Source organism: Streptomyces sp. NRRL S-87 (assembly GCF_000719335.1).
In the GTDB taxonomy this organism is placed as follows: Bacteria; Actinomycetota; Actinomycetes; order Streptomycetales; family Streptomycetaceae; genus Streptomyces.
In genome coordinates this window covers 1-25043 of sequence record NZ_JOGB01000009.1, presented here as the reverse complement: position 1 = coordinate 25043, position 25043 = coordinate 1, and the positions used below count along the sequence as shown (strand labels likewise).

Genomic DNA, 25043 nt, shown 5'->3' with positions numbered 1-25043 from the left:
GCGTTCGCTCCCCGGCCCCGGTACGACGTGATCCCGGTGTCCTCCGCCGCGCGGTGACGGCTGCGCGGCCGTCACCGTGTCCCCGTGACGCGTGTACGCGTCCCTGCGCGTCCTGCCTGTTGCGGGACCGCCCCACCCGCCGTACCCGTGTCCCTGCCGGGTGCGCGTGCCGGGTGTTCTCCGGGCCGTAGCCCGTCCGGGAATCGCGCTGCCCTGATCATTCTTCGTACGAAAGGCCATGGGCCATGCGCGCCATCGGCACCACCGACCTCCACACCGTCCGCAACCTCGGCATCCTCGCCCACGTCGACGCGGGCAAGACCACCCTCACCGAGCGGATCCTCTTCGCCACCGGCACCGTCCACAAGCGCGGCGAGGTCCACGAGGGCACCACCGTCACCGACTTCGACGCGCAGGAGCGGGACCGCGGCATCACCATCTTCGCCGCGGCCGTCAGCTGCGACTGGGCCGGGCACCGGGTGAACCTCATCGACACCCCCGGCCACGTCGACTTCTCCGACGAGGTCGAGCGGTCCCTGCGGGTGTTGGACGGAGCCGTCGCCGTCTTCGACGGTGTCGCCGGGGTCGAGCCGCAGAGCGAGTCGGTGTGGCGGCAGGCGGACCGGTACGGGGTGCCGCGCCTGGCGTTCGTCAACAAGCTGGACCGGGCCGGCGCCGACCTCGACGCGGCCGTCGCCTCCATCCGGGACCGGCTGGGCGCCGTACCGCTGGTCGTCCAGCTGCCCATCGGCAGCGAGGACGCCTTCACCGGCGTCGTCGACCTCCTGCGGCTGCGCGCCCTGCGCTGGGACGCGGCGGGCGGCGCGTACGACACCGGACCGGTCCCCGACGAACTGCGCGCGGAGGCCCACCGGCGCCGCGCGGAACTGGAGGAGACCGTGGCGGGCCTGCACCCGGGCGCACTGGAGGAGTACTGCGCCACCTCGGCGCTGACCGAGGCGACGCTGGTCCGGGCGCTGCGTGAGCTGACCCTCGCGCGGGAGGCCGTGGTGGTGCTGTGCGGTTCGGCGTACCGGAACCGCGGCATCGAGCCGCTGCTCGACGCCGTGCTCGCCTACCTGCCCTCGCCCGCGGACGTCCCGCCGGTGCGCGGCACGGCGGTCGGCGACCCGGCCGCGTCCGGGGGCGCGGAGCGGCCCGCCGATCCGGCGGCGCCGTTCACCGCGCTCGCGTTCAAGGTGACCACGACGAGCACCGGCCGGCTGACCTTCCTGCGGGTGTACGCGGGCACCGTCCACAAGGGCGACCAGGTGCTGGACCCCGGCACCGGGCGCACCGAGCGGATCGCCCGCATCCTGCGGGTCCAGGCCGACCGGCACTCCGAGGCGGAGCGGGCGGTGGCCGGCGACATCGTCGCCGTGGTCGGCCCCAAGGCCGCCCGGCCGGGCAGCACGCTGTGCGCCCCCGGCGCACCGGTCGTCCTGGAGGCTCCGCACACGGCCGAGCCGATGGTCTCGGTCGCGGTGGAGGCCCGGCGCAGCACCGACACCGGCAGGCTGGCGGGGGCGCTCGCCAGGCTGGCGGAGGAGGACCCGTCGCTGGCCGTCCGCACCGACCCCGAGACGGGGCAGACGGTGCTCTCGGGCATGGGCGAACTCCACCTGGAGGTCGCGGTGGAGAAGGTCCGCCGCGAGCACGGGGTGGAGGTGTCCGTGGGCCGCCCGCAGGTCTCCTACCGGGAGGCCGTGGCGACCGGGGTGCGCGGGCACGTCCATCGACACGTCAAACAGGACGGCGGCGCGGGCCAGTTCGCGCACGTCGTGATCGACGTCGAACCGCTGGAGGGAGGTTTCGCGTTCGCGTCCACCGTCGTGGGCGGCAGGGTGCCGCAGGAGTACGCACGGGCGGTCGAGGCCGGCTGCCGCGACGCCTTGGCCGAAGGGCCCTTGGGCGGTCATCCCGTGACCGGCCTGCGGGTGGTGCTCACCGATGGCGCCACGCACTCGAAGGACTCCTCGGAGCTCGCCTTCCGGGCCGCCGGCCGCTTCGCGCTCCGCGAGGCGCTGCGGGCCTGCGAGCTGCGGCTCCTGGAGCCGGTGGCCGAGGTCACGGTCACCGCTCCGGACGACTGCGTCGGCGGGGTGCTCGGCGACCTCGGGGCGAGGCGCGGCCGGGTCACCGGCTCCACCGCCGGAGCCGAGGGCGGCCTCGGCGCCGGGGGCACGGCACAGGTCACGGCGACCGTACCGCTGGCCGAGCTGTTCGGGTACGCGTCCGCCCTGCGCGGCCGCACCCGGGGCCGGGCCACGTTCACGGCCCGCCCGGCCGGCCGCCGGCCCGTCCCGGCCCCGGTGGCGGCACAGGTGCTCGGCGGGTAGCCCGGGCCGGCCGCGGCCCCGGCCCGTGGCGGCCGGGCCCGGGGCCCGGGGCCATCCCCAGGCCCCGGGCCCTGGCCTTCGGGCCTGGCTTTCCGGCCCGGCCCTCCGGGCAGTGCCTGCCGCAGGCCTCCCCCAGCGGTAGCTGGGGGAGGCCTGCGGGCCGTGACGGCTCAAGCGCCGAGGGGACCCACACACCACAGGTGGAAGCCCTCACTCACGTGGAGTGCCTGCGCTGCCCCCTCACCCCCTCACTCGATCCCGCCCGCCCGGTGAACCCCCTCCAGCAGCGCCAGCTCCTCCTCCGACAACCGCAGCGCGCCCGCAGCCACGTTGGCCTCGAGGTGGGCGGGGTTCCCGGTGCCGGGGATGGCCAGCACGTGCGGCCCCCGGTGCAGGGTCCAGGCCAGCCGGACCTGTGCCGGGCTCCCTCGGCGAGGTGTTCGGGGGTGACGTTGGACAGGCCCAGGTGCCGGATCAGCCCCGCCTCCCGCAACTCCGCCAGCACGCCGAACCGCTCGGCCACCGGCGCGGTGCCGAGCACGCGCAGGTTCACCAGGTCGAGGTGGTCGCGGCCGAGCTGGCGCAGGTTCTCCTCGACCTGGCCGCGCAGCTGTCCGGGCCCGGCGTGGTCGAGCCACTCGCCGGAGGGGTCCCGCCCCGGACCCACCTTGGTCGCGATCACGATGTCGTCCCGGTACGGCGACAGGGCCCGGTTGATCAGCTCGTTGGCCGAGCGCAGGGCCGAGAAGTAGAAGGCCGCCGTGTCGATGTGGTTCACCCCGAGCTCGACGGCCCGGCGCAGCACGCCGACCGCCCGGTCCCGGTCGCGGGGGACCGCGCCCGTCTCGAGGGCCCTGCCGAACTGGGGCAGGCGCATGGCGCCGAAGCCGATCCGGTTGACCGTCAGGTCGCCGAGGGTCCAACTGCCCGCGGCCGCCGCGGAGAGGTCGTCAGAAGTCATCCGGTGATCATCTCATCGACCGTGCACGTGCCCCCGGTCCGTCGGCTCCGCCACTCGTTGGGGTGGACCCCCGGGCGGGTGGCGTCCCCGGCGGACCTTCACCGGGGAGCATGGCCTGCGCTCACACCCCCGTGCGGGACTTCGGAAGGGACGGACCCGACGTGTCCGAGACAAAGATCAGCATCGACCACACCCTGTGCATCGGCAGCGGCATGTGCGCGCTGACCGCGCCCCGGGTCTTCGGCTCGGACGACGACGGCTTCGGGGAGCTGGCCCCCGACTGGCAGAGCGCCGCCGGGGACCCGATGGTCAAGGAAGCGGTACGAGCCTGCCCCGTCCAGGCGATCCGGGTCGACGCGGGCTGAGGGTCGGGCCGGGACGCCAAGGCGCTGGCCGGCCTCAGCGTCCTTTGCGCAGGAAGCGGCGCAGCTTCGTCAGCGGCCAGGTGTTGACGACGTCGTCGGGCGTCAGCCAGCCCCGCTGGGCTGTGCCCACGCCGTAGCGCAGGTAGGCGAGGTGCGTGGTGGCGTGCGCGTCGGAGTCGATCGCGAACTTCACCCCGTGCTCGCGGGCCCGCAGGATGTCCTCGTCGCACAGGTCCAGCCGCTCCGGGTGCGCGTTGACCTCGAGCGCCGTCCCGGTCCGCGCGGCGGCCTCGAACACCGCGTCGAGGTCGGCGTCGATCGGCGGCCGGCTGCCGAGGCGCCGCGTCGTGGGGTGGCCGATCACGTTGACGTACGGGTTCTCGCAGGCCCGGACCAGACGGCGGGTCAGATCCGCCCGGCTCTGGGTGAAATGGGAGTGCACCGACGCCACGCACAGGTCGAAGCCGGCCAGGAACTCGTCCGGCCAGTCCAGTGAGCCGTCCGGGCCGATGTTCAGCTCCGTGCCGTGCAGCAGCCGCATCCCGTGGTGCTTCCGGTCCAGCGCCCGCACCTGCTCGCGCTGGACCAGCATCTTCTCGGCGGTCATGCGCTGCATGGCGAGGTTCGGAGCGTGGTCGGTGACCGCGTAGTACGCGTACCCGCGGTCGGCCGCGGCCGCGACCATGTCCTCGAGCGGGGCGAGCCCGTCGGTCAGGTCGGTGTGGGTGTGCAGGTCGCCCCGGACGTCCTCCTCGGTGACGAGCTCCGGCAGCTCGCCGCGCAGCCCGGCCGCGACCTCGCCCCGGTCCTCGCGCAGCGTCGGCGGGATCCAGGGCAGGCCGAGCCGGGCGTAGACCTCCTCCTCGGTCTCCGACGCGAGGACGTCGCCGCTCTCCGCGTCGAAGACCCCGTACTCGGAGAGCTTGAGGCCGTTCCGGACCGCCAGCTCCCGGGTGCGGATGTTGTGCGCCTTGGAACCGGTGAAGTACTGCAGGCCCGCGCCGAACGAGCCCGGCGGCAGCACCCGCAGGTCGACCTGGAGGCCCGACTCCGTCCGTACGGACGTCTTCTTGTCGCCGTGCGCGATGACCTCGGCGGTCTCGGGCAGCCGGGTCAGCGCCGTCATGAAGCGTGCCGGGCGCTCCGCGGCCACCAGGACGTCCACGTCACCGATGGTGTCCCGCATGCGGCGCAACGAGCCGGCGTACGCCGCGTCCCGGCAGCCGGGCAGCTGCGAGAGCTCCGCCAGGATCCGCTCGGCCACGTCCGTGGCGGTGCTGAGCAGGATGCGGTCGCCGGACTGCTCCAGGAGGGCGATGCCGTGCAGGATGTTCTCCTCCGTCCGCTCCCCGAAGCCCTTGAGGTCGCGCAGTTTCTCGGCGTCGATCGCGTCCCGCAGCTGCTGCACGGAGGAGATGCCGAGCTCGTCGTGGAGGACCAGCGCCTTGCGCGGCCCCAGCCCCGGGATCCTGGTCAGCTCGCGCACGCCGGCCGGGATCGCCGCACGGGCCTCGTCGAGGGCCGGTAGGCGGCCGGTACCGAGGTAGGCGAGGACCTTCTCCGCGATCGACCTGCCGACGTTCGGGATCTCCTGCAGGCCCTTGGCGTCGAGCCGGGCGACGTCCGCCGGGTACCCGCCGATGGCGCGCGCGGCCTTCTCGTACGAGCGCACCCGGAAGGCGTCGCCGCCGCTGATCGCGACGAGGTCGGCGTACTCCTGGAGCACGGCCGCCACGTCGTCGTTGGCCCGGGCCATACCTCCAGGGTGCGCCCGCGGGGAGCGGGGTGCGTTTCGTGGGCGTGGGTGTGGGGGCGGCGGTGGTGTCGTGGCGGTCGTGGAGGTGGAGGCGGCGCAGTCGGGGCGCGGGCGGGGGCGGGGGCGCGGGCCGGGGCGCGGGGCGGCTGGCAGGTGCGCCCCCCGGTGCCGCCGCCGGCCGGGGTCCGGGCGTGCCCCGGGGCGGTGCCCCTCGTTGGCCCGTACGGGGACTCGGGAGCCGGGATCCAGGGCCCGGTTCCCGGGTCCGGGGACGGTCCGGGGACGGCCCGGACTCGGGAACCGCACCGGACCGGTCCACCAGTTCCGCCACGCCCTGCCGCAGGACCACCTCGCCGGCGCGAGGGCCGCCCCCCGACCCGCCGCCGTTCCCCGGGCCGCTCCGCCCGTCGGTGCCGTCCGCCGGACACCTCCTCCTGGCTGGGAGCGGGGTGTCGACGTCCCCGGTGGTCGGGTGGCGTGCGCGGGGCGTCAGGCGTGGTCGTACCAGGAGAAGGCGGCGATGCGCCAGCCGGCCGGGGTGCGGACGAACTGGAAGGCCTTCGAGCCCGAGCCCTCGTACGGTTCGCCGTCCAGCAGCCCGGACTTGCGGTACTCGCCGAAGCGGGAGGCGATGTCGCCAGCGATCTCGGTCCGCTCGGAGGTCTCCCACTCCGAGAACTCGACCAGCCGGCCCTCGCCCAGCAGCCGCTCGCGCGGCTCGATGAACTCCTCCACGCCGTACACCCGGTACGACGGACCGGTCACGACGATCACGCCGCCCGGGACCATCAGCCCGCGGATCCGCGCCACGTCGGCGGCCCCGCCGCCGCGGTTGTCGAAGGCACCGAAGAACTCGGCGGTCAGCGCGTCTATTTCGGCCTTGGGCGACATGGGCGCGACAGTAACACGGCCTCTCGAAGGGCCGGGCGTCGGACGTCCGGGGCGCGGTCGACGGGGGACTACGCCCTCCGAGCTCCTCCCGGTCGGCCTGCTGTCGCCCGTCGCGGCCGGACTCGGCGTCACGGACGGCACGGCCGGCCTGATGGTGACCGCGCTGGACCTGGTGGCCCTGCCGCGTCGCCACCGACCGGGCGCTGCGCCCGCTGAAGGGCCCCTTCATCTGCGGCCCGGCACCCGCGACCAGCCGGGCCGACGTCGTCACCCCGGGGCTGCGGGCTGGCGGCTGCTCCGGGGCGCTTCTTGCGCTTCTCGTCGCTTCTGGCGGCCGGGGCGGCCGGGGCCGGCCGGGGTCGGGTCCCGGCCGCGGTCAGGTGCGCAGCAGGGCGGCGAGGTGGGAGTCCAGGAGTTCGTGGGCCGCCTCCGGGGTCAGGTGGCCGACCAGGACGTGGCCGGTGAGGCCGTCCGCGAGGGCGAGCAGGGTGCGGGCCGCGCGACGGGCGTCCGCATCGGCCGTCGGCGCGGTCGCTTCCGCCACCAGTCCCGTGAACACGTCTTCCAGCGCCGCGTAGTTGGCCCGCAGGAGCACGGCCAGTGGTTCGCTGACCGCCGCCTGCGCGAGGAAGGCGAGCCACACCCGGGCCTCCGCCCGGTGCTCCTGCCGGAGCAGCGAGACCTCGGTCGCCGCGTGCCCGAGCGCCGTGCCGGCCGACTGGGCGGGACTGCGCAGCAGCCGGGCGCGCACCCGGTCGGCGACGCGTTCGCCCACGTACCCGAGGGCGAAGACGAGCATCTCCTCCTTGGTGCGGAAGCACCGCTGGACCGCGCCCATCGACACCTGTGCGCGCGCCGCGACGTCGCGCAGGGTGACTCCTTCCAGTCCGCTCTCGTCGGCCAGCCGGCACACGGCCTCGGCGATCGCCCGTCGGCGCGCCTCGTGGTCCACCTGCTTCGGCACCCGGTCCGTCCCCTCCCCGCGCACGCGGCACGGCGTCCGCTCCTCGCGCCCCGCCGTCACCGGGTGGGTCGCCGTCGCCCGTTCGGTCGCCGCGCCCGTTCGGTGGACGTCACTCGTTCGGGCGCCCGTCACTGGCTCGGACGGCGTCACTCGTTTATTCGATGCGCTCGCATCGGATCTCAGTCTACTGTTCCGATGCGCCTGCATCGGAAAGGCCGTGGCGGCGCCGGCGGAGGGGAACGGAAATGATCATGCGGACGACCCGGCGGGAGACGCTGTGGCAGTTGTCGGCCGGGGCCCAGGCGGCCGCGGTCCGCACGGGGGAGGTCACGGCCGTCGAGCTCGTCGACAGCCATCTGGAGCGCATCGCGGAGGTCAACCCGCGCGTCAACGCTGTCACGCAGCTCTTCGCGGACCGGGCCCGTGAGGACGCCGCCGCCACCGACCGCGCCCGGGCGGCGGGTGCGGCGCTGGGGCCGCTCGCCGGGGTGCCGTTCACGGTGAAGGAGACCACGCCCGTCGAGGGCGTGCCGACCACCTTCGGCTCGCCCCGCTTCCGTGACCACGTGGCGGCGGCCGACGCCCCGCCCGTGGCCCGGCTGCGCGCGGCCGGCGCCGTACCGATCGGGCACGCCAACATGCCCACGCTCGTCCTGGCGGGCATGCACACCCGCAGCGAGCTGTACGGCGACACGCTCAATCCCTGGGACGCCGGCCGCACGCCGGGAGGCACCAGCGGTGGCGACGCGGTGGCCGTCGCCACGGGTATGGCCCCGCTGGGACTGGGCAACGACTCCGGCGGATCCGTCCGGGTCCCCGCCCAGTTCTGCGGGGTGGCGGCCCTCAAGCCCACCCCGGGCCGGTTCCCCGCCGACCGCCGCGTGTTCGGCCCGGACGACCCCGGCCCGGCGTCGCAACTGCTGGTCACCGACGGCCCGTTGGCCCGGACGGTGGCAGACCTGAAGATCGCGTACGAGGCGCTGGCCGGGCCCGACCCGCGCGATCCGTGGACCGTGCCCGTGCCGACGTACGGCGAACCGCTCGCGGGGCCGCTGAAGGTGGCCGTCGTCGCGGACCCGGGCGGGCGCGGGGTCCACCCGTCGATCGCCGCCGCCGTGGCCGTCGCCGCCGAGGCGCTGGCCGACGCTGGCTACGACGTCCGCGAAGTGGCGGACGTACCGCGGCTCGACGAGACCCTGGAGGCGTACATGGGAATCACGCTCGCCGAGTTCGCGCCGAGCTGGCCGGTCGTCCGCAGCCTGCTCGGGCCGGGCGGTGACCGGTACATCGGCATGGTGATGGCGGACGCGGCGCCCCCGACCGGCGCCGAGGTGATGCGACTGATGGGGACCTGGTTGGGCATCCGGCGCTCGTGGGCCGAGTTCCTGGACGCGTATCCGTTGCTGCTGGGTCCGGTGTTCACCGAGCCGCCGGTCGAACCCGGCCTGGAGTCCCGGGACCGGGCCGGCCGCGACCGGGTCGCGTCGGCGATGCGGCTGTGCACGGCGACGAGCTTCGCGGGGCTGCCGGCGGTCGCCGTCCCCACCGGTATGGCCGACGGGCTGCCGACGGGGGTGCAGCTCGTGGGCCGGCCGTTCCGCGAGGACCTGTGCCTGGCGGCGGCGGCCGAGGTCGAGGCGCGGGTGGGGGTGCTGACTCCGGTCACGCCGGTCGGGCCTTAGGGCGCGGTCGACCTCCGGGGCGGGACGGGTCGAGCTTCGATCGGGGCTGGTTCGGTGCGGGCTGGTCCGGTTGATTGCGATTCGTTGAATTCAGTCACGTTCGTTCTGGATCAGTCCAGTTCGTTCGGTCTGGGCCCGGAGGGCCGTCAACCCGGCCGGCGTCGGGGGCCTCGTGCACCCCTGGCCCGGGCCTGCCGCCGGACCAGCCCGCCACCCCTGTCGCCCGCCTCCCCCCACACGCACCACGCGGCGGCCGGGTCGCCCGGGCGGGCGGTGGTGGGGCCGTGCTAGGGCGGTGGTCGGGACCGGGACGTGGTGCAGCAACCTCTCGGCGGTGGGGGGTGTTCTCTGTGCGGAGTGATCTCGTGCCGCACCCCCTCCATCGGGCAGGCTGTACGGACGATCACTCGACAGACGCAGGTCCGAGAAGGGATTGTCATGACTTCAGCATCCGCGCAGGACAGACTCGCAGCCGTGCACGCGGAGGTGGTCCGCCGCAATCCGGCCGAGCCGGAGTTCCACCAGGCGGCGCGGGAGGTGCTGGAGACCCTGGCGCCGGTCCTTGCCGCCCGCCCCGAGGTGGCCGAGGCCGCGCTGGTCGAGCGGATCGTCGAACCGGAGCGGCAGGTGCTCTTCCGGGTGCCGTGGCAGGACGACCGCGGCCGGACCCACGTCAACCGCGGCTTCCGGGTGGAGTTCAACAGCGCCCTGGGCCCCTACAAGGGAGGCCTGCGCTTCCACCCCACCGTCAACCTCGGCATCGTGAAGTTCCTCGGCTTCGAGCAGATCTTCAAGAACGCCCTCACCGGCCTCGGCATCGGCGGCGGGAAGGGCGGCAGCGACTTCGACCCGCACGGCCGATCGGACGCCGAGGTCATGCGCTTCTGCCAGTCGTTCATGACCGAGCTGTACCGGCACATCGGCGACCGGACCGACGTTCCGGCCGGCGACATCGGCGTCGGCGGGCGCGAGATCGGCTACCTCTTCGGCCAGTACCGCCGCATCACCAACCGCTGGGAGGCCGGAGTGCTGACCGGCAAGGGCGTCGGCTGGGGCGGGTCCAACGCGCGCACCGAGGCCACCGGTTACGGCAACGTGCTCTTCACGGCCGAGATGCTCCGCCAGCGCGGCGAGGACCTGGAGGGCCAGCAGGCCGTCGTCTCCGGCTCCGGCAACGTGGCCATCTACACGGTCGAGAAGCTCCACCAGCTGGGCGCCCGCGCCCTGACCGTCTCCGACTCCAGCGGCTACGTCGTGGACGACAAGGGCATCGACCTCGAACTCCTCAAGCAGATCAAGGAGGTCGAGCGCGGCCGGGTCGAGGACTACGCGAAGCGGCGCGGCACCTCGGCGACCTTCGTCCCCGGCGGCTCGGTCTGGGACGTCCCCGCCGACCTCGCCCTGCCCTCCGCGACCCAGAACGAGCTCGGCGCCGAGGCCGCCCGGTCCCTCGTGCGCAACGGCGTCAAGGCCGTGTCCGAAGGCGCGAACATGCCCGTCACGCCGGACGCCGTACGGGTCCTGCGGGAGGCGGGTGTGGCCTTCGGTCCGGGCAAGGCCGCCAACGCGGGCGGCGTGGCCGTCAGCGCGCTGGAGATGCGCCAGAACAGCGGCCGCGACGTCTGGTCGAAGGAGCGGGTGGAGAGCGAACTCGCCACGGTCATGCAGGACATCCACCACACCTGCTGGGAGACGGCCGAGCGGTACGGCGCCCCCGGCGACTACGTCACCGGCGCCAACATCGCCGGTTTCGAGCGGGTGGCCGACGCGATGCTGGCCCAGGGGCTCGTCTGAGCGACCGTCCTTCGGCGCCCGGGTCCGGCGGCTCCCGGACCCGGCGCCGCCGGACGGTGGTGGGGTTGCTCGTGCGGACCGGAGGTCGTTTCGCGCTCGGTCGATGTGGTTCGTCCCCGAGCCCATGTGGGGACCGCGACCCGTGTCCTCGTCCTTACGGCCGCTCCGGGCGGACGCATGAGATGTGCCGTCGGCCCCGCTCGGGGTTTCGGCGCCGACGGCACGGCCGGCCCGCCGCGTACGAGGGGAAGAACCGCGGCAGGGCCTCTGGAACGACCATGCCCGTCCGCGCGCCCCCGCGCACGCCGGATGACCCACCAGGGGGTCACGCGATCGCCGCGCCGGGACCGGACCCGCTCCGCGCACCCTGCGGCCGGCGCCCGGCACGATGGCCGGATGGCCGACAGCGAATCCGACCCCGGACCCGACGGTGCGCCGGGCGGGGCCGGACGGGCCGGGGGCATCGACGGTCAGGAGGGCTTCACGGAGGAGAACGCGGTGACGGTCACGGTGTCGTCGCACTCCGCGAAGACCCCGTCGACCATGGCGATCTGGTGCTTGCCGGCGTCCGGGACGCCCAGGACGATCGTCGGGTAGCTGGACGGCGTCGCGCCCGAGACGCAGTACCCGTCGGCCTCGCCCTGGACCTGGACGAAGGTGAGCTTGGTCCAGGCGCTGCCACCCGGGGCCAGCGGGACCTTGGCCGCCGTACCGCTCCGGGTGACGGCGAGCGGGCGGTTCTTGTCCGGGGAGCCGTTGCCGGCGCCCGCGACGGTCGGGAAGCCGCGCAGGGTGCAGGTGTGGGAGGAGGTGTTCGTCACCGACACGATCGCGGCGCCGGTACCGGTGCCGTCCGGGCGGTTCTCGGCCTGGCGGGCCTCGGAGACCTCGATGTCGTCCACGCCGCAGGGCTTGGCCCCGCCCCCGGTCCCGCCGGTGCCCCCCGAGCCGCCGGTGCCCCCGGTCCCGCCCGTGCTGCCGCCGGAGGTCGAGCCGCCGTCCGAGGACCCTCCCGACGTGCCCGCCGAACCCCCGCTCGTGGAGCCTCCGGTGGAACCGCCGCTGCCCCCGGTCGAGCCCCCGGTCGAGCCCGCGGTCGAGCCCGCGGTGGCCGTCGGCTTCGCCGGGCCGCTCGCCGCCGGCGGGGTCGAGGGCGCGTCGCTCGCGCCGTCGTCGCCGGCCGGCGTGCAGCCCGTCATGAGGGCGGCGGCCGCGGCCGCCGTGACCAGTGCCGCCGCCGTCCGGCCGATACCTGCTGTGTACTGCATTGGGAGCTCCCCGAGGTTGTCGCGACCGGTCTCGCGCCGGCACTCGCGTCCGGGGACACGGTGCCGGACGGGGGAGGGGTTCCCGGGGCGGCGCGCTGTGGCGATTCTGTGACGCGTTCATGATCCGACGGGGTTCCCGCGGCCGGCCCGCGGTACGTTGCGGGGCCGGTCAGTTCGCTCCGGGCCGTACGACCAGCGCCCCGACCAGGCGTTCGACCTGCTCGACGGGCGGGGGCGCGTCGGGGCGGCCGGTCATCAGCAGGTGGTGGAGCGTTCCCACCAGGGCCAGTGCCACGGCGCCGACGTCCAGGTCCGCAGGTGTCCGCCCGAGGTCCCGCTCGGCCACCAGGTACGCCTCCACGGACGCCTGGATCGCGTCGAACCCGGGGGCGCCGGCCGCCCATGCCTCGCGCACCCGTGCGGCCGCCACCGGACGCGTGACGGCGAGACCGACGACGCCCGGGTCGAGGGACAGCACCGCCGAGGCCAGCGCGAGGAGGTGGGCCGCCACCGTGCCCCGGCCGGCCTCCGCGGGCAGGGCCGCCGCCACCCGCGCCGAGCGGCCGAAGCGGTCCAGCACCAGCTCGGCCACGAACTCGTCGAGCCCCGCGAAGTGCGTGTGCAGCACCCCCTTGGCGCAGTCGGCCTCGGCCGTGACCGCCCGGCTGGTCAGGCCGGCGGCTCCGTCCCGGGCCAGCACGCGCTCCGCGGCGTCGAACAGCCGCTCGCGCAGGTCGGGGATGGCTACTCCGCGTGGTGACATCAAGTCCCTCCGGGGAACGGGGATTGCAAGTATGGGCAAGCGCCCATAGTGTTTGGGCGTGCGCCCATTCTATCGGGGTGGAGCGCAGTTCCGTACGCCCACACGCGGGAGGTCCGTCCATGCCCGAGATCGCCAACACCGCCCAGGCGCAGGCCTGGAACGGCTACGAGGGCGCCCACTGGGCCGCCCACCAGGACCGCTGGGACGCGGTCAACGCGGGGTTCGACCAGCCCCTGATGGACGCCGCGGCCATCACCCCCGGTGAGCGCGTCCTCGACATCGGCTGCGGCGCCGGGGCCACCACCCGGCTGGCCGCCCGAGCCGCCGGACCCGACGGCAGCGCCCTCGGCCTCGACCTGTCGGCGCCGATGCTGGAGCGCGCCCGCGCGACCGCGGCGCGGGCGGGCCTCGGCACCGTCCGCTTCGAGCAGGGCGACGCGCAGGTCCACCCCCTGCCGCCGGGCGCCTTCGACGTGGCCGTCAGCCGCTTCGGCGTCATGTTCTTCGCCGATCCCACCGCCGCGTTCGCGAACATCGCGGGCGCCCTGCGGCCGGGTGGCCGCGTCGCCCTGCTCTGCGCCGCCGAGCCGGCGGGCAACGCATGGCTGACGGCCTTGGCCGCCCTCGGAGACCTGCTCCCGCTCGAGGGCCTCGGGCGGCCCGGCGGGCCCGGCATGTTCTCCCTCGCCGCCGAGGGCGCCGGCGCCGCGCTGCTCGACGCCGCGGGCCTGCGCGACGTACGGGCCGAGCACGTGACGGCGTACGGCACCTGGGGGAGCGACGCCCGCGAGGCCGCCGACTTCCTGCTGGACAGCGGGCCCGGCCGCCATCTGACGGCCCGGGTGGACTCCGCCGCGCACGACCGCGTACGGGCCCGGCTCGTCGAGGAGCTGCGGCCGTACGAGGCGGGCGGCGTCGTACGGCTGCGCGCCACGGGCTGGCTCCTGACGGGCGCCGTCGCGGAAGGCTGAGTGAGGGCGGGCCGTCGGGCAGGCAGGTCGGACACGCCGGTCGGACACGCCGGTCGGACACGCCGGTCGGGCGGGCCGGTCGGACACGCGGGTCGGGGCTGGCGGGTCGGTCACGGGGGTCGGTCAGGCGGGTCGGTCACGGGGGTAGGTCAGGCGGGTCGGTCGGACCCGGTTCCCAGCGCGGCGGTCAACTCCGCCACGAACGCCGCCAGGTGCGGTGTCCGCGGACCGCGCCGGGTGGCGACGTACCAGGTGCGGGTCAGCGGCTCCGGGCCGAACGGAACCAGGGCCAGGCCCCGCGGGGCGGCGTACGGGGCGGCCACCCAGTGGGGTAGCACGGTGACCCCCTGGCCGCCGGCCACCAGCTCGACCAGCACGTCGGTGAGCACCGGCACGGTCGTGACGCGGGCGGGCCGGGAGCCGTGGGGGAGGGGCAGCGGGACCGAGGGGATCCGGCTCTGGTCGTACACGTCGTAGAGCAGGAGGCGGGCGTCGGCGAGGTCCTCGGCGGCGACGTGGTCCCGACCCGCCCACGGGTGCCCGGCCGGCACCACGGCCACCATCTCGTCCTCGAACAGCCGGGTCAGGCTGACCCGGTCCGCCTCCCGGTCCGGCTTGGTGACCAGCGCGACGTCCACCCGGTCCGCCAGCAGCGCCGGCACGGGAGCGTCGTCGGCCACCTGCTCGATGCGGACCTCAGCGTCCGGGTGCCGGGCGCGGAAGGCGCGCAGCACCGGCGGCAGCCACTGGTACGTGGTGCTGCACTGGGCCGTGAACCGCACGTACCGCTCGCGCCCCTCGCGCATCTCGTCCAGGTCCCGGGCGGCCGACTCCAACTCGCCCAGCACCCGGCGGGCGGCGACGAGCATCCGCCGGCCGGCCGCGTTCGGGACCAGCCTGCGGCCGCGGCGGTCGAACAGCGGCATGCCGAGCCGGTCCTCGAGCCGGGTGAGCCGCTGGCTGAGCGCGGGCTGGCTCACGTAGAGGCGTTCGGCCGCGGCCGTCAGGGTGCCCGCGTCCGCGGTGGCGGACAGCAGTTCAAGGTCGCGCAGGTCCACCTCGGCTTTCATAAGCCCGGATTATGTCAGGCTCCGATCTTCGTCGTGGTGTGATGGGCCGCCCGCCCGTAGCGTCGGACCACCGGCCCGGACGCCACTCGGTGCCGGCCGAACGGCCCACGAGACCAGGAGCGTTCCCATGCCGACCACCACGCCCCCGCCCGCCGCCGGGGCCGCCGTCGCAACCGCCGCCACCACCGGCGTCGCCGCCACCCCGGTCGACCCGGTGGTCACCGCCTCCCCGGTCGACGCGGTGGCGACCGGCGAGGCGGACGCGGCGGTACGACGGGTGCTGGCCGCCTACTTCGACGGCCTCCACCACGGCGACACGGCCGCACTGGCCGGGGTGTTCCACCCCGAGGCCGTCTACGCCACCGCCACCGAGGGCGTGTTGCTGCGGCTGACCATGCCCGAGTACTTCCCGCTGGTGGATGCCCGGGAGCCGCCCGCCGCGCGCCGGGAGGCACGGCGGGACCTGGTGGTGTCGGTGGAGTTCGCCGGGCCCGTGACCGCGCTCGCCCGCGTGGAGTGCTCGATGGGGCCGCGCCGGTACACCGACTTCCTGACCCTGCTCCTGCTGGACGGGCGCTGGCAGGTCATCGCCAAGGTCTTCCACTTCGAGACCCGGCCCGCGGAGGGGGAGTGAGCCGGCCGCACGTGTGCGGCGCGCGGGCGGTCGCGGACGGCGGGGCGCTCACGCGGCGCGGTCGGGGCCGCCGACGACGCGCTCCAGGTCGGTCATGAGGGTGTCGAGCCAGGACACGGCCGCGTAGTACAGCCGTGGTGCCCCGGGCGGCTCGGCCGCGAAGCCGTCGAAGGCCGGGTCGCGCAGGGGGACCGGGGCGGACGGGGTGTCGCCGCCGGGATCGAGGGCGGCGCTGACCAGCAGCATCCGCCCGGCCACCCGGTCGCCCAGCCGGGTCAGCGCCTCGGCCGCCGGACCGGACAGCGGCGGCACGGCGACCGCCGCCGTCAACCGGCCGGCCCCCCACAGCGTGTGGTGGCCCGCCATGAGTGCGGCCTGCCAGTCGGTCCCGGGCAGGGTCAGCGGCTCGGGCAGGGTCGGCGGCTCGGGCGGGATCGGCGGCTCGGGCTGGGGCAGCGGCTCGGGCCGGGGCTGCGTCCGGGGCTGCGGCCCGGCCGCCGCGCCGGCCGTACTTCCGGCGGCCGTACCCGGACCCGTCGCCGTCCCGGGGGCCGCGCCGCCGAAGGCCGGCGTCTCGCTGGCGAACTGGGCGTAGGCCGACTCCGCGAGGACCACGGCCCGGGTCAGGGACCGGCGCCCGAAGACCCCGGCCGGCGTCTCGCGGGCACCGGAGGGGGGTCCGGTCCGGGCGACCGCGGAGCTTGCCGCCGCCGGACCCGCCCGCGCCGTGGCCACCCCGACCGCGGTCCCCGCGGAGGGCGCCCCGCGGACCCCCGCGGAGGGCGGCGCCCCGCGGACCGGGGCCGCCGTCCCCGTCCCCGTCGCCGCGCCCACCGTCCCCGTCGCCGCGCCCGCCGTCCCCGTCGCCGCGCCCGCCGTCACCGTCCCGAGGTCCGTGCCGTCCGCCCCGGCCCCGCCCGCGCCCGCCTCCGCCGCCAGCGAGGCCGTCGTGGCGACCACGATCTCGGCCGCCCGGCGCAGGAGCCCCGCCCCCGCCCGCCGCAGCTCGTCGTGGGCGCCCCGCGGCCAGGCCAGCAGGCCGAAGACGCATCCGATCGTGCTGCCGATCAGCACGTCCAGCAGCCGGAACTCGGCCAGGTGCCAGTCGGCGGTCGCGAGTTGCGCGAACACCGTGGCCACCGTCATCGAGAAGAACGCCTGGGCCCAGCCCACCCCACGCACCGGCCCCAGCGTGAACGTCACCAGCAACAGCACCGGCAGTACGGCCGCGTAGACGGTGGTGTCCCCGCCGGCCGCCGTCAGCAGCGCGGCCGTGGCCGTCACGCCGATCAGCGTGCCCGCCAGCGCCACCCGGACCGTGCGCCAGGTCTCGCCGACCGTGGTCCGGGTGAGCGTCAGGGCCGCCAGCATCGCCCAGAAGCCGTGCGGCAGCGTGTCCACGCCGGCCACCAGGCGGGCCGCCGCCAACGCGAGGCTGATCCGCACGGCGTTCTGGAAGAACACCGACCGCCGCCCGGCGTGCCCGGAGAGCCGGTGCCACCACAGCGCCGGCGCCCGCATGCCCGCGTACCAGAACCGGTCCGGTGACGTCAGGCTCGCCGGCAGCCGGTCCGCCGCGGGCCGCTCCACCGCCGCGGCCCGGCCCCGTACCGCGAAGTCGGCGGCCGTCGCCGCGGTCAGCGCGGTGTCGGCCACCTCCAGTACGGCCGCCTCCCGGCGCAGCGCCGCCGCAGGCACCGAGCCGGGCGACGGGGGCCGGTCTGCCAGGGACTCGCGCGCGGCCCGCAGGGCCTCGTACGTCGCCCCCGGGGCCGCCCCGGACCGCAGCCGGGCGGCCGCGTCCGCCGCCGCGGCGGCCACCGAGCCCAGGACCTCGGTACCGGAGCCCACGGGGTCCCGGCCGGGCGGGATCGCGGGCAGTCGGGCCAGCCGGGCCAACAGGGTCCGGGTGGCCAGACCGGTGTGCGCCCGGGCGCGCTCCCGCACGCCGGGACCGGCCGGCCGCTCGGCCTCCGGCACCCGCAGGGCGCGCAGCGAGGTGCCGGCGTCCTGGGCCGCCCGCACGGAGTCCGCCGGCAGCGCGTACGGCGGACCGGACAGCCGGTGCGCGCAGTCCGCGGCCGTCTCCAGGGCGCGGGCGGCGCGCTCCGGGTAGGAGGCCGGCCGCGGCTCCGGGAAGACCAGCGCCTCGGCCAGGATCAGCAGCACGAGCCCGACGGTCGTGCCCAGCAGGCGGTCGCCGAGGGAGTCAGGGTCGTAGGGCGGGAAGGAGGGCAGGATGTACAGCAGTTGCAGGCCGGGCCCGGCCCCCGCCAGCCGGGGCCCGCCCACGGCGACGAAGGTCAGCACGAAGCCGATGACCAGCATCCCGACGACCGCGGTCCAGGTCCGTACCGACAGGTACGTGCCGATGACGACCAGCAGCCAGCACACCGGCAGCAGCCGCACCAGCTGGGCCGCCCGCTGCGGGCCCGTGCCCGGGATCCGCGACAGCCCCGCCAGGGACACCGAGCCGAACAGCGCGTACGTCGCCGCCACCGGCCGGTCCAGGCCGTACAGGAACGCGTAGAACCCGGCCGAGGCGACCAGCGCGATCCGCACCGCCCGCCGCGCCGCACCGGCGTAGGCACTCGGAATGCGGCCCCCGCCGACACCACCCACCTCACCAGCATCACGTACACCGGGGCTTCCGGCACGCCGGGTCGACCACGACGAACACCGCTCCCACCTGCGGGTCGTCCGCCCGGCGCGGGATCGTGCTCGTGGACGTGGACGTGGACGTGGACGTGGACGTGGACGTGGAGGTGGACGTGGAGGTGCCGGGCCGCCCGGTCAGCCCGGTCCGGGGTCGCGGGGGCGGGAGCGGTGGTCCTGCCAGGCGCGCACGGCCTCGGCGCGGGGGCCGTCCGGGTGCGCGGCGTGCCACTCGCGCAGGAAGCGGTTGAACTCGAACTGCGCACCGATCTCCTGCGGGCGGGCCGCCTCCGCGCGCGTGGCGTGCCAGTGCGCGACGGCGTCCGCCAGCGTCAGGCCCGCGCCCTCGGCGACGAACTGCCGCATGAAGGCGTCGAAGTGGAACGCCGGCCCGATCTCGCGGCGGAAGAACTCCCGCAGCACCTGACTGCACCGCTGACCCTCGGGGATCACGCTCGTGCCGTCGACCGGCGCGGCCAGCTGCCGCCCCGTGCCCCGGGCCCGGCGGGCGCCGGCCGCGGCGGGCTGGGCGCCGACCAGGGCGGGCGGGGCGCCGTCCAGGGCGGCGCGGAGCCGCTCGGTGAGCGCCTCCTTGCCGCCGCCGCGCGGGACGCCGAGGTCCCGGGCGAACGCGGTCAGCTCAGCCAGGGTCCAGTACCAGCGTGCCAGTTCGTCGCCGGTCAGGGCGCGGCTGAGGGCGGGTCGCGCCCCGGACTCGTCGTTCGTACGCATGTTCCCATCGTAGGGCCACCCGATCCCGTTCAACGTTCACGGAAATGCCCGAGTCGCCCCCATCGCTCATATGACTGTGTGATGATGACGCCGCCTCCGCTTCTACGCGGTGAACCGCGGGCGGGGGCTTCGTCATTCGCACTTGGGAGGGGAAGCCTTGAGAAAGGCCGCTGTCTTCGTCGCGGGCGCCGTCGCCGCCGTCACCGCACTCGCCGTTCCGTCGGCGGGCGCCGCGACGCACCAGGCCGGACTGCACTTCGGCGCGCTCCAGTTCGACGGTCCGGGCGCCGACCTGCCGCGTACGAACGCGAAGCTGAACGCGGAGTACGTGGACCTGCACAACAACAGCCGGTCCGCCGTCCGGCTCACCGGCTACACGGTGAAGACCGCTTCCGGTTTCCTCTACACCTTCCGCTCGTTCACGCTCGGCGCGGGCAGGACGGTCCGGCTGCACAACGGCCAGGGCACCGACACCGCCGCCCACGTCTACCGCAAGAAGAACAACTACTGGTTCAACAACTCCAGCGGCTCGGTGAACCTCCTCGCCCCGGGCGGTGCCAGGAAGGACAGCTGCTCCTGGCGCGCCAACGGCCGCGGCTGGACCAGCTGCCACTGAGCCGCCCCGGCCGGGGGCCGGCCGCCACTGGCCGGCCCCGCCGGGCCCCGCGCCGCGATCGGCCGCAGGCGCCCGGTGCGCGCGTCAGGCGCCGTCCCCGGCTCCGCGTCGCCGGGCGACGACCACCGCGTCGTGCAGGGTCGCGTCGTTGCCGTCGGCGTCCTGCACCGTCCGCGGCCTGCTCTCGCAGACCCGCACGTCCCACTCCGCGGGGTCGAGGCCGGCGACGACCGCCTCGGGCGTGTACAGCATGTCCGGGAACAGCCGCGGCCCCGCGCCGGACCGCAGGTCCCACGGGTGGTGGCCGACCACCAACAGGGTGCCGCCCGGCGCCACCGCGGCGCCCAGCCGCCGGAACATCTCCGTGCGCAGCTCCCCCGGCAGCTGCATGAACTGCGCGGAGACCAGCTCGTACGCCCCCTCCGCCGGCGGCTCCTCCAACAGGTCGGCCCGCGTGAACACGATCCGCTCCGCGACCTCCGCGCCCGCCTCCGCGACGTGCGCCGCGGCCCGCTCCAGCGCCGTGGCGGAGATGTCCACCGCGGTCACCCGCCAGCCCCGCCCGGCCAGCCAGAGCGCGTCCGCGCCCTCGCCGCAGCCCACGTCGAGCGCCCGGCCGGGCTCGAGGGCGGCCACCTCGGCGACCAGCTGGGGGTTGGGGCGGCCGCTCCACAGCGCGGACTTGGCCCGGTAGCGCTCCTCCCACCCCTCCTTGCTGAACGTCTCGCCGATCCGCTCCCGGTACACCCCGACGGCCGCGCGGGTGTCCTCGGCGACCAGGTCGGCGTTGATGGCCGCCCCGGCCTTCAGGCCCATCGCGGCCGCGGTGACCACCTGCGCCTGCACGTCGGCCACGTTGCCGGCCACCCACACGCCGGGCACGTCCGTCGCCCCGAGGGCGTCGGCGGCCACCTGGCTGCCGATCACGCTGCCGGCCACGGCCACGTCGACCACCTCCAGGCCCAGGGACTCGGCCAGCTCGACGTGGGCGTCGAGGCTCGTGGCCACCACCAGCGCGTCGAGTGCCACCGTCTCGCCCGGGACCGTCCGCACCCCGGTCAGGCGGCCCTCGGCGTCCCGCTCCAGCGCGGCGACCGGCCCGTCCACGACGAAGATCCCGCGGGCCGCCAGGCGCTCGGCCTGCTCCGGAACCGGTACCGGCGCGCCGTGCCGCAGTACCAGCACGTGCGGGGTCCACTGCCGCCACAACTCCGCCTGGTGCCAGGCGAGCGGCCCGGTCGCCAGGATCCCGACGCGCAGGTCCCGGACCTCCCAGCCGTGGCAGTACGGGCAGTGCAGGACGTCGCCGCCCCAGTGGTCGGCCAGCCCCGGCAGGTCCGGCAACCGGTCGGCGAGGCCGGTGGCCAGCAGCAGCCGCCGTGCCCGGACGGGATCCCCGTCCGCCGGGGTGACCAGGAAGCCGTCGCCGTCCTTGGCGACCGCCGTGACCCGTCCGTCGACGATCCGGCCCCCGTACCGGGTCACCTCGGCGCGACCGGCCGCCGCCAGCTCGGCGGGCGGGGTGCCGTCCCGGGTCAGGAAGTTGTGCACGTGGCCGGAGGGCGCGTTGCGCGGCTCCCCGGCGTCGACGACCAGGACCGAGCGTCGGGCCCGCGCGAGGGCCAGCGCGCCGCTGAGCCCGGCCGCGCCGCCGCCGACCACCACCACGTCGTACACCCCGTCGCGCGGTCCCCCGTCGGCGCCGTCGCCCGCACCGGGCCCGGCGCCCCCGGCCCGATCGCCGTGGTCGCCGTGGTCGCCGTTCCCCTGCTGACCGTGCACGTGGCCCGCCCCGCCCCGGCCGCCGCCCCCGGCACCGCCGCGGACGGCCCCGGGACCGCCCCGGCCGCCCTCCCCGGGACCCCCGTGGCCGTGGCCCTCGTGCCGCTGCCGACCCCGACCGTGCTGCCCGTGGTCCTCGTGACCCTGCTCCGCCCGCTGCATGCCGGGCCTCCTTCCGCTCGTCGGTGCTGCTGCCCACGGTGCGCCCGACACCCGGCTCCGGCAAAGTAACCTTGCCGATATGGCAAACGACGACGCCGCCGTGCTCGCCGCGGTCGGTCCCCGGCTGCGCGCCCTGCGCAAGAAGCGCGACCTCACCCTGAGCCGGCTCGCCGAGACCACCGGCATCTCCGCCAGCACCCTCTCCCGCCTGGAGTCCGGCGAGCGCAAGCCGAACCTGGAGCTGCTGCTGCCCCTGGCCCGCGCGTACGAGGTGCCGCTCGACGAGCTGGTCGGAGCACCCCCGGTGGGCGACCCGCGGGTCCCGCTGCGGCCCATCCGGCACGGCGACTCGACCATCGTGCCGCTGACCCAGCAGGCCGGCGGCCCGCAGGCCTTCAAGATGGTCATCCCCGCCGACCGCCGCGACCCCGACCCGCGCACCCACGAGGGCTACGAGTGGCTCTACGTCCTCAGCGGCACCCTGCGGCTGGTCCTCGCGGAGCACGACATCGTGCTCAAGCCCGGCGAGGCAGCCGAGTTCGACACCCGCCTGCCGCACTGGTTCGGCAGCTCCGGCGACGGCCCGGTCGAGATCCTCAGCCTCTTCGGCCCCCAGGGCGAACGCATGCACGTCCGCGCCAAGCCCAGGTCCGCCCGCCGGCCGTGACTCCCGGACCCGGCACGAGGACCGCCCCCGACCCGGCCGGTACGGGACGGGGCACGCCCGTGCCGACACCGCCCGCCTCGCGCTCGCACGGGAAAAGGCGTTGATCCCTCCGCGACGGGCGGGCTAGCGTTCCCGCATCGGCGTGTAGCTCAGTAGCCAGAGCACCGGGCTCCAGACCCGGAGGGCGCAGGGGCAGGACCTGCCACGCCGGCTTATGGACACCTACGCTGACCAGCAGCTCCCGCATCCCGCCCACCCCTACGCCCAGGCGCAGTTGGCCCGGGCGGCCACGACGGCCCGCACCCACGCGGACGAGACCGTCCGCCGGCGGGCAGCCGAACGGGTCGGGCAGTGGCGCGAGGTGCTCGCGGGTACGGCCGACGGCCGGCTGGTGATCGGCTCCCGGACCCCCGTGGCCGGACTCCCGGCCTGGGTCACGCCCGAGGTCGTCCGCGGCGGCTTCGCCACGGGCGCCCCGAGCGCCGGCGGACCGCTGCTGCCGTACGAGGAGGCGTACGCCCGCGAGGCCGGCGTACCCGCCACCCGCGCGGACCTGTTCGGCCACGCCCTCACCCGGCCCGGCCTGGACCGCCTCTGGGACCTCCTGGACAGCGGCCGCTACGAGGTGGCCCTGCCGGAGGAGGCCGCCCTCCTGACCGTCGCCTGGCTGCTGCGCGCCGGCGACGCCGACGCCGCCCTCGAACTCGTCGGCGTGCTCGCGCCGTTCGCCGACCGGCTGCGCTTCACCCCCCGCCCCGCCGGCGCCCCCGTACACGACCCGACCGCGGTGCACCGCCGCACCGTCGCGGAGGTCAGCGGCACGCTCGCACGGCGCCGCCCGCACGCCGGCGTCGAGGCCCAGCGGGAGGCGCTCACCGTCTGGCAGCCGTTCGGCGACGCCCTGCTCGCCCACTGGCTCGACACCGCGCCCGCCGGCGGCCGGGTGCTCGACCGCACCCCGGACCGCGCCTGGTACGAGCGCGGCGGGGCGCTGCTGCGCCGCTACCGCGAACTGGCCGCCGCCCACCCGCACTGCGGCAAGCACCGCAACCCCAAGGAGAACCTCGGCATCCTGCGCGGCGCCCTCGAAGAGGTCGTCGCCCGACGGCCGTTGGAGCCGCGCCGACTCGGCATGCTGCGGCACGCCGCGGAGTCCATGGTCCGCCGCCGGGGCCTGCCCGGCTCCGCCCCGCACACCGCGCTGCGCGCGCGCCAGGCGGCCCAGGCCGCGCTCCCCTCGCACCACGCCGTGGCGCAGCTCGTGCTGCGCCGCCTGTCCGGGCTGCCCCAGGACGCCGGTCTCGTCGACACCGGCGCGCCGGTCGCCCCGGTGACGCCGGCCGAGGAGGCGGTGACGGGGCTGCCCACCGGCACCGAGGTGCCCGACGCCCTCCGCCGGGTGGTCGCCGCCGCGCTCAGCGCGCCGGTGGGCACGCTCGTCGAGCGGGGCGTGGTCCCGTCGGCCGAGGTGCTCGCGGAGCTGGTGCCGCAGCTCGTCGCCGTGACGACGGCCGAGGCGTACCCGGACCCCGCCCTGCGCGTGCTGATGGCGGCCACCTACCGGGCGTTCCGCAACCGCCGTTCGCTGCTGCTGCTGAACCTCCAGGGGCAGGTGCGGATCGAGGAACTGCCGTGGGTGCGTGCTGCGGCCGGGCACCGTGCGGGGGCGGACCGGTCCGGGGCGGCCCGGTCCGGGGCGTACGGTGACGCGGTGGACGGCACGTCCGGTGGCCGGGCGCCCGGCGCGGCGGGCGCGGCCGTCGGCCATGCCGCTCGCGACGCGTCCGCCGCCGATGCCGTTCCGACGCGCGCCGAGGCGGTGCTGCGCCAGCTGGGCGAACTGGCCGTGCAGGGCTTTCCCGCCACGCTGCTGCCCAACCCCCTGGTGCGCGAACTGGGCGTGCTGGCCCGGCAGGCGGAGCTCGGCGCGCCGCTGGTGGAGGAGCTGGCCGCGGACATCTTCGAGGGTACGTTCGGCCCGAAGTTCCTCGCCGCCGCCCGGATCGCCGCGGAGCTGCTCGGCGGCACGGTCTACGAGCGCTACTACGGCATCGACTACGCGGCCGTCCGCAACCTCGCGGTGGCGGAGGCGGCCGAGGCCTCCCTCAGCCGGTACGGGGTCCGTACGTCCCCGGGGTTCGCACGGCTGTGCCACGAGCGGGCCGCTGCCTCCCGTGTGTCGGGGGTGGGGGTGTCGGGGGTGTCGGGGGCGTCCGGCTCGTCCGGGACGTCCGGAGCGTCGTGGCCGGTCCGGTCGGTGGCGGCCAACGGCATGGTCATCGAGCAGGCACAGATCCTGACCACGCACAACCTGGCCGTGCTCGTCGCCCGCGCGGGCATCGCGCCGCAGCCGGGTTGGGCGGACCTGGCGTTCCGGTGCTTCACCGCCGTGTGCCGGCTGACGGCCCGGGTGCACGGCAACCCGTGGCCGCTGACGACCGTCAAGGACGCCGCCTACGCGTGGCGGCACATGGTGTTCCACCTCTCGCTGTGCGGCGCGGAGGAGCGCGCGGACGTGCTGGCGCGGCTGGAGGCGGAGGCGGCCCGCCAGCCGGCGCACGTCGGAGCCCGGCTCGCGCCGGCGCTGGCCGGCCTGCGGTGGGCTGCGGCGGGCGGGAGGTTCGAACCGGACGGCACGGCCGACGGCGGGCGGGCCCGCCGGCTGCTGGGCTGGACCACGGGCCGGCATTGGCTCAGGGCGGACCCGTTCGCAGACAATTCGTGAGTGGGTAACGGGGAGACGTGACGGGTGCTGCCCCCTGCGCGCGCGGGGTGCCTGTGTCCGGTGGGCTGCTGCCCGTCTCCGGTGGGGCGCCGTGCGGGTGGGGGCCGGTGGTGGGGTGGGCTCGCTCCGTGGGCCGCCCCGTGGTGTGTGGGTCCCCTCGGCGCTTGACAGGGGAGGCCTGCAGGCCTCCCCCAGCTACCGCTGGGAGGTACCCCCAGCGGCAGGCCCACCCCAGGGGCTTTGGGG

18 protein-coding genes, 1 tRNA gene and 1 pseudogene are annotated in these 25043 nt (G+C 76.0%); 10 read left to right on the top strand and 10 right to left on the bottom strand.

The genetic code is table 11. The features are described 5' to 3' along the window. Positions 1–245 precede the first annotated feature (245 nt). Positions 246–2339, top strand: coding sequence for an elongation factor G (gene fusA, locus IF43_RS0107575; RefSeq protein ID WP_030195786.1), 2094 nt, complete (start codon positions 246–248; stop codon positions 2337–2339). 248 nt (positions 2340–2587) lie between these two features. On the opposite strand, the pseudogene IF43_RS36160 reads toward fusA, so the two are convergent. Further along, positions 2588–3300, bottom strand: a pseudogene (locus IF43_RS36160) (aldo/keto reductase). Positions 3301–3461: 161 nt separating this feature from the next. Here IF43_RS36160 and IF43_RS42440 point away from each other — a divergent pair. Next, entirely contained in the window at positions 3462–3665 is a 204-nt protein-coding gene (locus IF43_RS42440) for a ferredoxin (protein ID WP_030195784.1), read from the top strand. Positions 3666–3699: 34 nt separating this feature from the next. Here the strand turns inward: IF43_RS42440 and polX are convergent, their stop codons facing one another. The 3 genes from polX to IF43_RS0107550 form a co-directional block, all read right to left on the bottom strand. Further along, on the bottom strand, positions 3700–5421 hold the full coding sequence (gene polX, locus IF43_RS0107560) for a DNA polymerase/3'-5' exonuclease PolX (protein WP_030195783.1): 1722 nt from the start codon (positions 5419–5421) through the stop codon (positions 3700–3702). 489 nt (positions 5422–5910) lie between these two features. Beyond that, entirely contained in the window at positions 5911–6312 is a 402-nt protein-coding gene (locus IF43_RS0107555) for a DUF4440 domain-containing protein (protein ID WP_030195781.1), read from the bottom strand. Between the two features lie 376 nt (positions 6313–6688). Then, positions 6689–7276 carry a TetR/AcrR family transcriptional regulator gene (locus tag IF43_RS0107550; protein WP_030195779.1) on the bottom strand — a complete coding sequence of 196 codons (588 nt, stop codon included), beginning with the start codon at positions 7274–7276 and terminating at the stop codon, positions 6689–6691. A 251-nt stretch (positions 7277–7527) separates the two neighbouring features. Here IF43_RS0107550 and IF43_RS0107545 point away from each other — a divergent pair, with 251 nt between their 5' ends. Next, the gene (locus IF43_RS0107545) at positions 7528–8958 is read left to right on the top strand and encodes an amidase (RefSeq protein WP_030195778.1); all 1431 of its coding nucleotides are present in this window, start codon (positions 7528–7530) and stop codon (positions 8956–8958) included. Between the two features lie 438 nt (positions 8959–9396). After that, on the top strand, positions 9397–10752 hold the full coding sequence (gene gdhA, locus IF43_RS0107540; RefSeq protein WP_030195776.1) for an NADP-specific glutamate dehydrogenase: 1356 nt from the start codon (positions 9397–9399) through the stop codon (positions 10750–10752). A gap of 470 nt (positions 10753–11222) precedes the next feature. Here gdhA and IF43_RS36155 read toward each other — a convergent pair whose 3' ends face one another. Beyond that, positions 11223–12020 carry a DUF4232 domain-containing protein gene (locus IF43_RS36155; RefSeq protein WP_030195774.1) on the bottom strand — a complete coding sequence of 266 codons (798 nt, stop codon included), beginning with the start codon at positions 12018–12020 and terminating at the stop codon, positions 11223–11225. A gap of 169 nt (positions 12021–12189) precedes the next feature. Then, positions 12190–12783 carry a TetR/AcrR family transcriptional regulator gene (locus IF43_RS0107530; RefSeq protein WP_030195772.1) on the bottom strand — a complete coding sequence of 198 codons (594 nt, stop codon included), beginning with the start codon at positions 12781–12783 and terminating at the stop codon, positions 12190–12192. Positions 12784–12902: 119 nt separating this feature from the next. On the opposite strand from IF43_RS0107530, the gene IF43_RS0107525 reads away from it, so the two are divergent. Then, positions 12903–13754 (top strand): class I SAM-dependent methyltransferase, encoded by an 852-nt coding sequence (locus tag IF43_RS0107525; RefSeq protein WP_030195771.1) that lies wholly within the window; start codon positions 12903–12905, stop codon positions 13752–13754. Positions 13755–13903: 149 nt separating this feature from the next. On the opposite strand, the gene IF43_RS0107520 is transcribed toward IF43_RS0107525, so the two are convergent. Continuing rightward, the gene (locus IF43_RS0107520) at positions 13904–14824 is read right to left on the bottom strand and encodes a LysR family transcriptional regulator (RefSeq protein ID WP_051794841.1); all 921 of its coding nucleotides are present in this window, start codon (positions 14822–14824) and stop codon (positions 13904–13906) included. A gap of 127 nt (positions 14825–14951) precedes the next feature. Here IF43_RS0107520 and IF43_RS0107515 point away from each other — a divergent pair, with 127 nt between their 5' ends. After that, positions 14952–15458 carry a nuclear transport factor 2 family protein gene (locus tag IF43_RS0107515; RefSeq protein WP_078909970.1) on the top strand — a complete coding sequence of 169 codons (507 nt, stop codon included), beginning with the start codon at positions 14952–14954 and terminating at the stop codon, positions 15456–15458. 48 nt (positions 15459–15506) lie between these two features. Here the strand turns inward: IF43_RS0107515 and IF43_RS37840 are convergent, their stop codons facing one another. Continuing rightward, positions 15507–18080: an FUSC family protein gene (locus IF43_RS37840; RefSeq protein WP_078909969.1), complete on the bottom strand. Its 2574-nt coding sequence runs from the start codon at positions 18078–18080 to the stop codon at positions 15507–15509. 171 nt (positions 18081–18251) lie between these two features. Next, positions 18252–18845: a DUF6434 domain-containing protein gene (locus IF43_RS43390; protein ID WP_030195760.1), complete on the bottom strand. Its 594-nt coding sequence runs from the start codon at positions 18843–18845 to the stop codon at positions 18252–18254. A 157-nt stretch (positions 18846–19002) separates the two neighbouring features. Here IF43_RS43390 and IF43_RS0107500 point away from each other — a divergent pair, with 157 nt between their 5' ends. Next, entirely contained in the window at positions 19003–19461 is a 459-nt protein-coding gene (locus IF43_RS0107500; RefSeq protein ID WP_030195758.1) for a lamin tail domain-containing protein, read from the top strand. Positions 19462–19545: 84 nt separating this feature from the next. Here IF43_RS0107500 and IF43_RS0107495 read toward each other — a convergent pair whose 3' ends face one another. Continuing rightward, positions 19546–21405: a bifunctional NAD(P)/FAD-dependent oxidoreductase/class I SAM-dependent methyltransferase gene (locus IF43_RS0107495; protein WP_199922688.1), complete on the bottom strand. Its 1860-nt coding sequence runs from the start codon at positions 21403–21405 to the stop codon at positions 19546–19548. A 79-nt stretch (positions 21406–21484) separates the two neighbouring features. Here IF43_RS0107495 and IF43_RS0107490 point away from each other — a divergent pair, with 79 nt between their 5' ends. From IF43_RS0107490 to IF43_RS0107480, 3 genes are all read left to right on the top strand, one after another. Continuing rightward, a complete protein-coding gene (locus IF43_RS0107490) occupies positions 21485–22072 on the top strand; it encodes a helix-turn-helix domain-containing protein (RefSeq protein ID WP_030195753.1) in 588 nt (195 codons plus the stop codon). Between the two features lie 138 nt (positions 22073–22210). Next, positions 22211–22283: transfer RNA gene (locus tag IF43_RS0107485), tRNA-Trp, on the top strand. 3 nt (positions 22284–22286) lie between these two features. After that, positions 22287–24797 (top strand): hypothetical protein, encoded by a 2511-nt coding sequence (locus IF43_RS0107480; protein WP_030195749.1) that lies wholly within the window; start codon positions 22287–22289, stop codon positions 24795–24797. Positions 24798–25043 lie beyond the last annotated feature (246 nt).

Bases quoted from the DNA above. Each gene is read 5' to 3' on its own strand.
- IF43_RS0107490 (WP_030195753.1), top strand. From the start codon at position 21,485: ATGGCAAACGACGACGCCGCCGTGCTCGCCGCGGTCGGTCCCCGGCTG.
- IF43_RS0107515 (WP_078909970.1), top strand. From the start codon at position 14,952: ATGCCGACCACCACGCCCCCGCCCGCCGCCGGGGCCGCCGTCGCAACC.
- IF43_RS43390 (WP_030195760.1), bottom strand. From the start codon at position 18,845: ATGCGTACGAACGACGAGTCCGGGGCGCGACCCGCCCTCAGCCGCGCC.
- IF43_RS36155 (WP_030195774.1), bottom strand. From the start codon at position 12,020: ATGCAGTACACAGCAGGTATCGGCCGGACGGCGGCGGCACTGGTCACG.
- gdhA (WP_030195776.1), top strand. From the start codon at position 9,397: ATGACTTCAGCATCCGCGCAGGACAGACTCGCAGCCGTGCACGCGGAG.
- IF43_RS0107480 (WP_030195749.1), top strand. From the start codon at position 22,287: ATGGACACCTACGCTGACCAGCAGCTCCCGCATCCCGCCCACCCCTAC.
- IF43_RS0107555 (WP_030195781.1), bottom strand. From the start codon at position 6,312: ATGTCGCCCAAGGCCGAAATAGACGCGCTGACCGCCGAGTTCTTCGGT.
- IF43_RS0107545 (WP_030195778.1), top strand. From the start codon at position 7,528: ATGCGGACGACCCGGCGGGAGACGCTGTGGCAGTTGTCGGCCGGGGCC.
- IF43_RS0107530 (WP_030195772.1), bottom strand. From the start codon at position 12,783: ATGTCACCACGCGGAGTAGCCATCCCCGACCTGCGCGAGCGGCTGTTC.
- IF43_RS0107495 (WP_199922688.1), bottom strand. From the start codon at position 21,405: ATGCAGCGGGCGGAGCAGGGTCACGAGGACCACGGGCAGCACGGTCGG.
- IF43_RS0107525 (WP_030195771.1), top strand. From the start codon at position 12,903: ATGCCCGAGATCGCCAACACCGCCCAGGCGCAGGCCTGGAACGGCTAC.
- IF43_RS0107520 (WP_051794841.1), bottom strand. From the start codon at position 14,824: ATGAAAGCCGAGGTGGACCTGCGCGACCTTGAACTGCTGTCCGCCACC.
- polX (WP_030195783.1), bottom strand. From the start codon at position 5,421: ATGGCCCGGGCCAACGACGACGTGGCGGCCGTGCTCCAGGAGTACGCC.
- fusA (WP_030195786.1), top strand. From the start codon at position 246: ATGCGCGCCATCGGCACCACCGACCTCCACACCGTCCGCAACCTCGGC.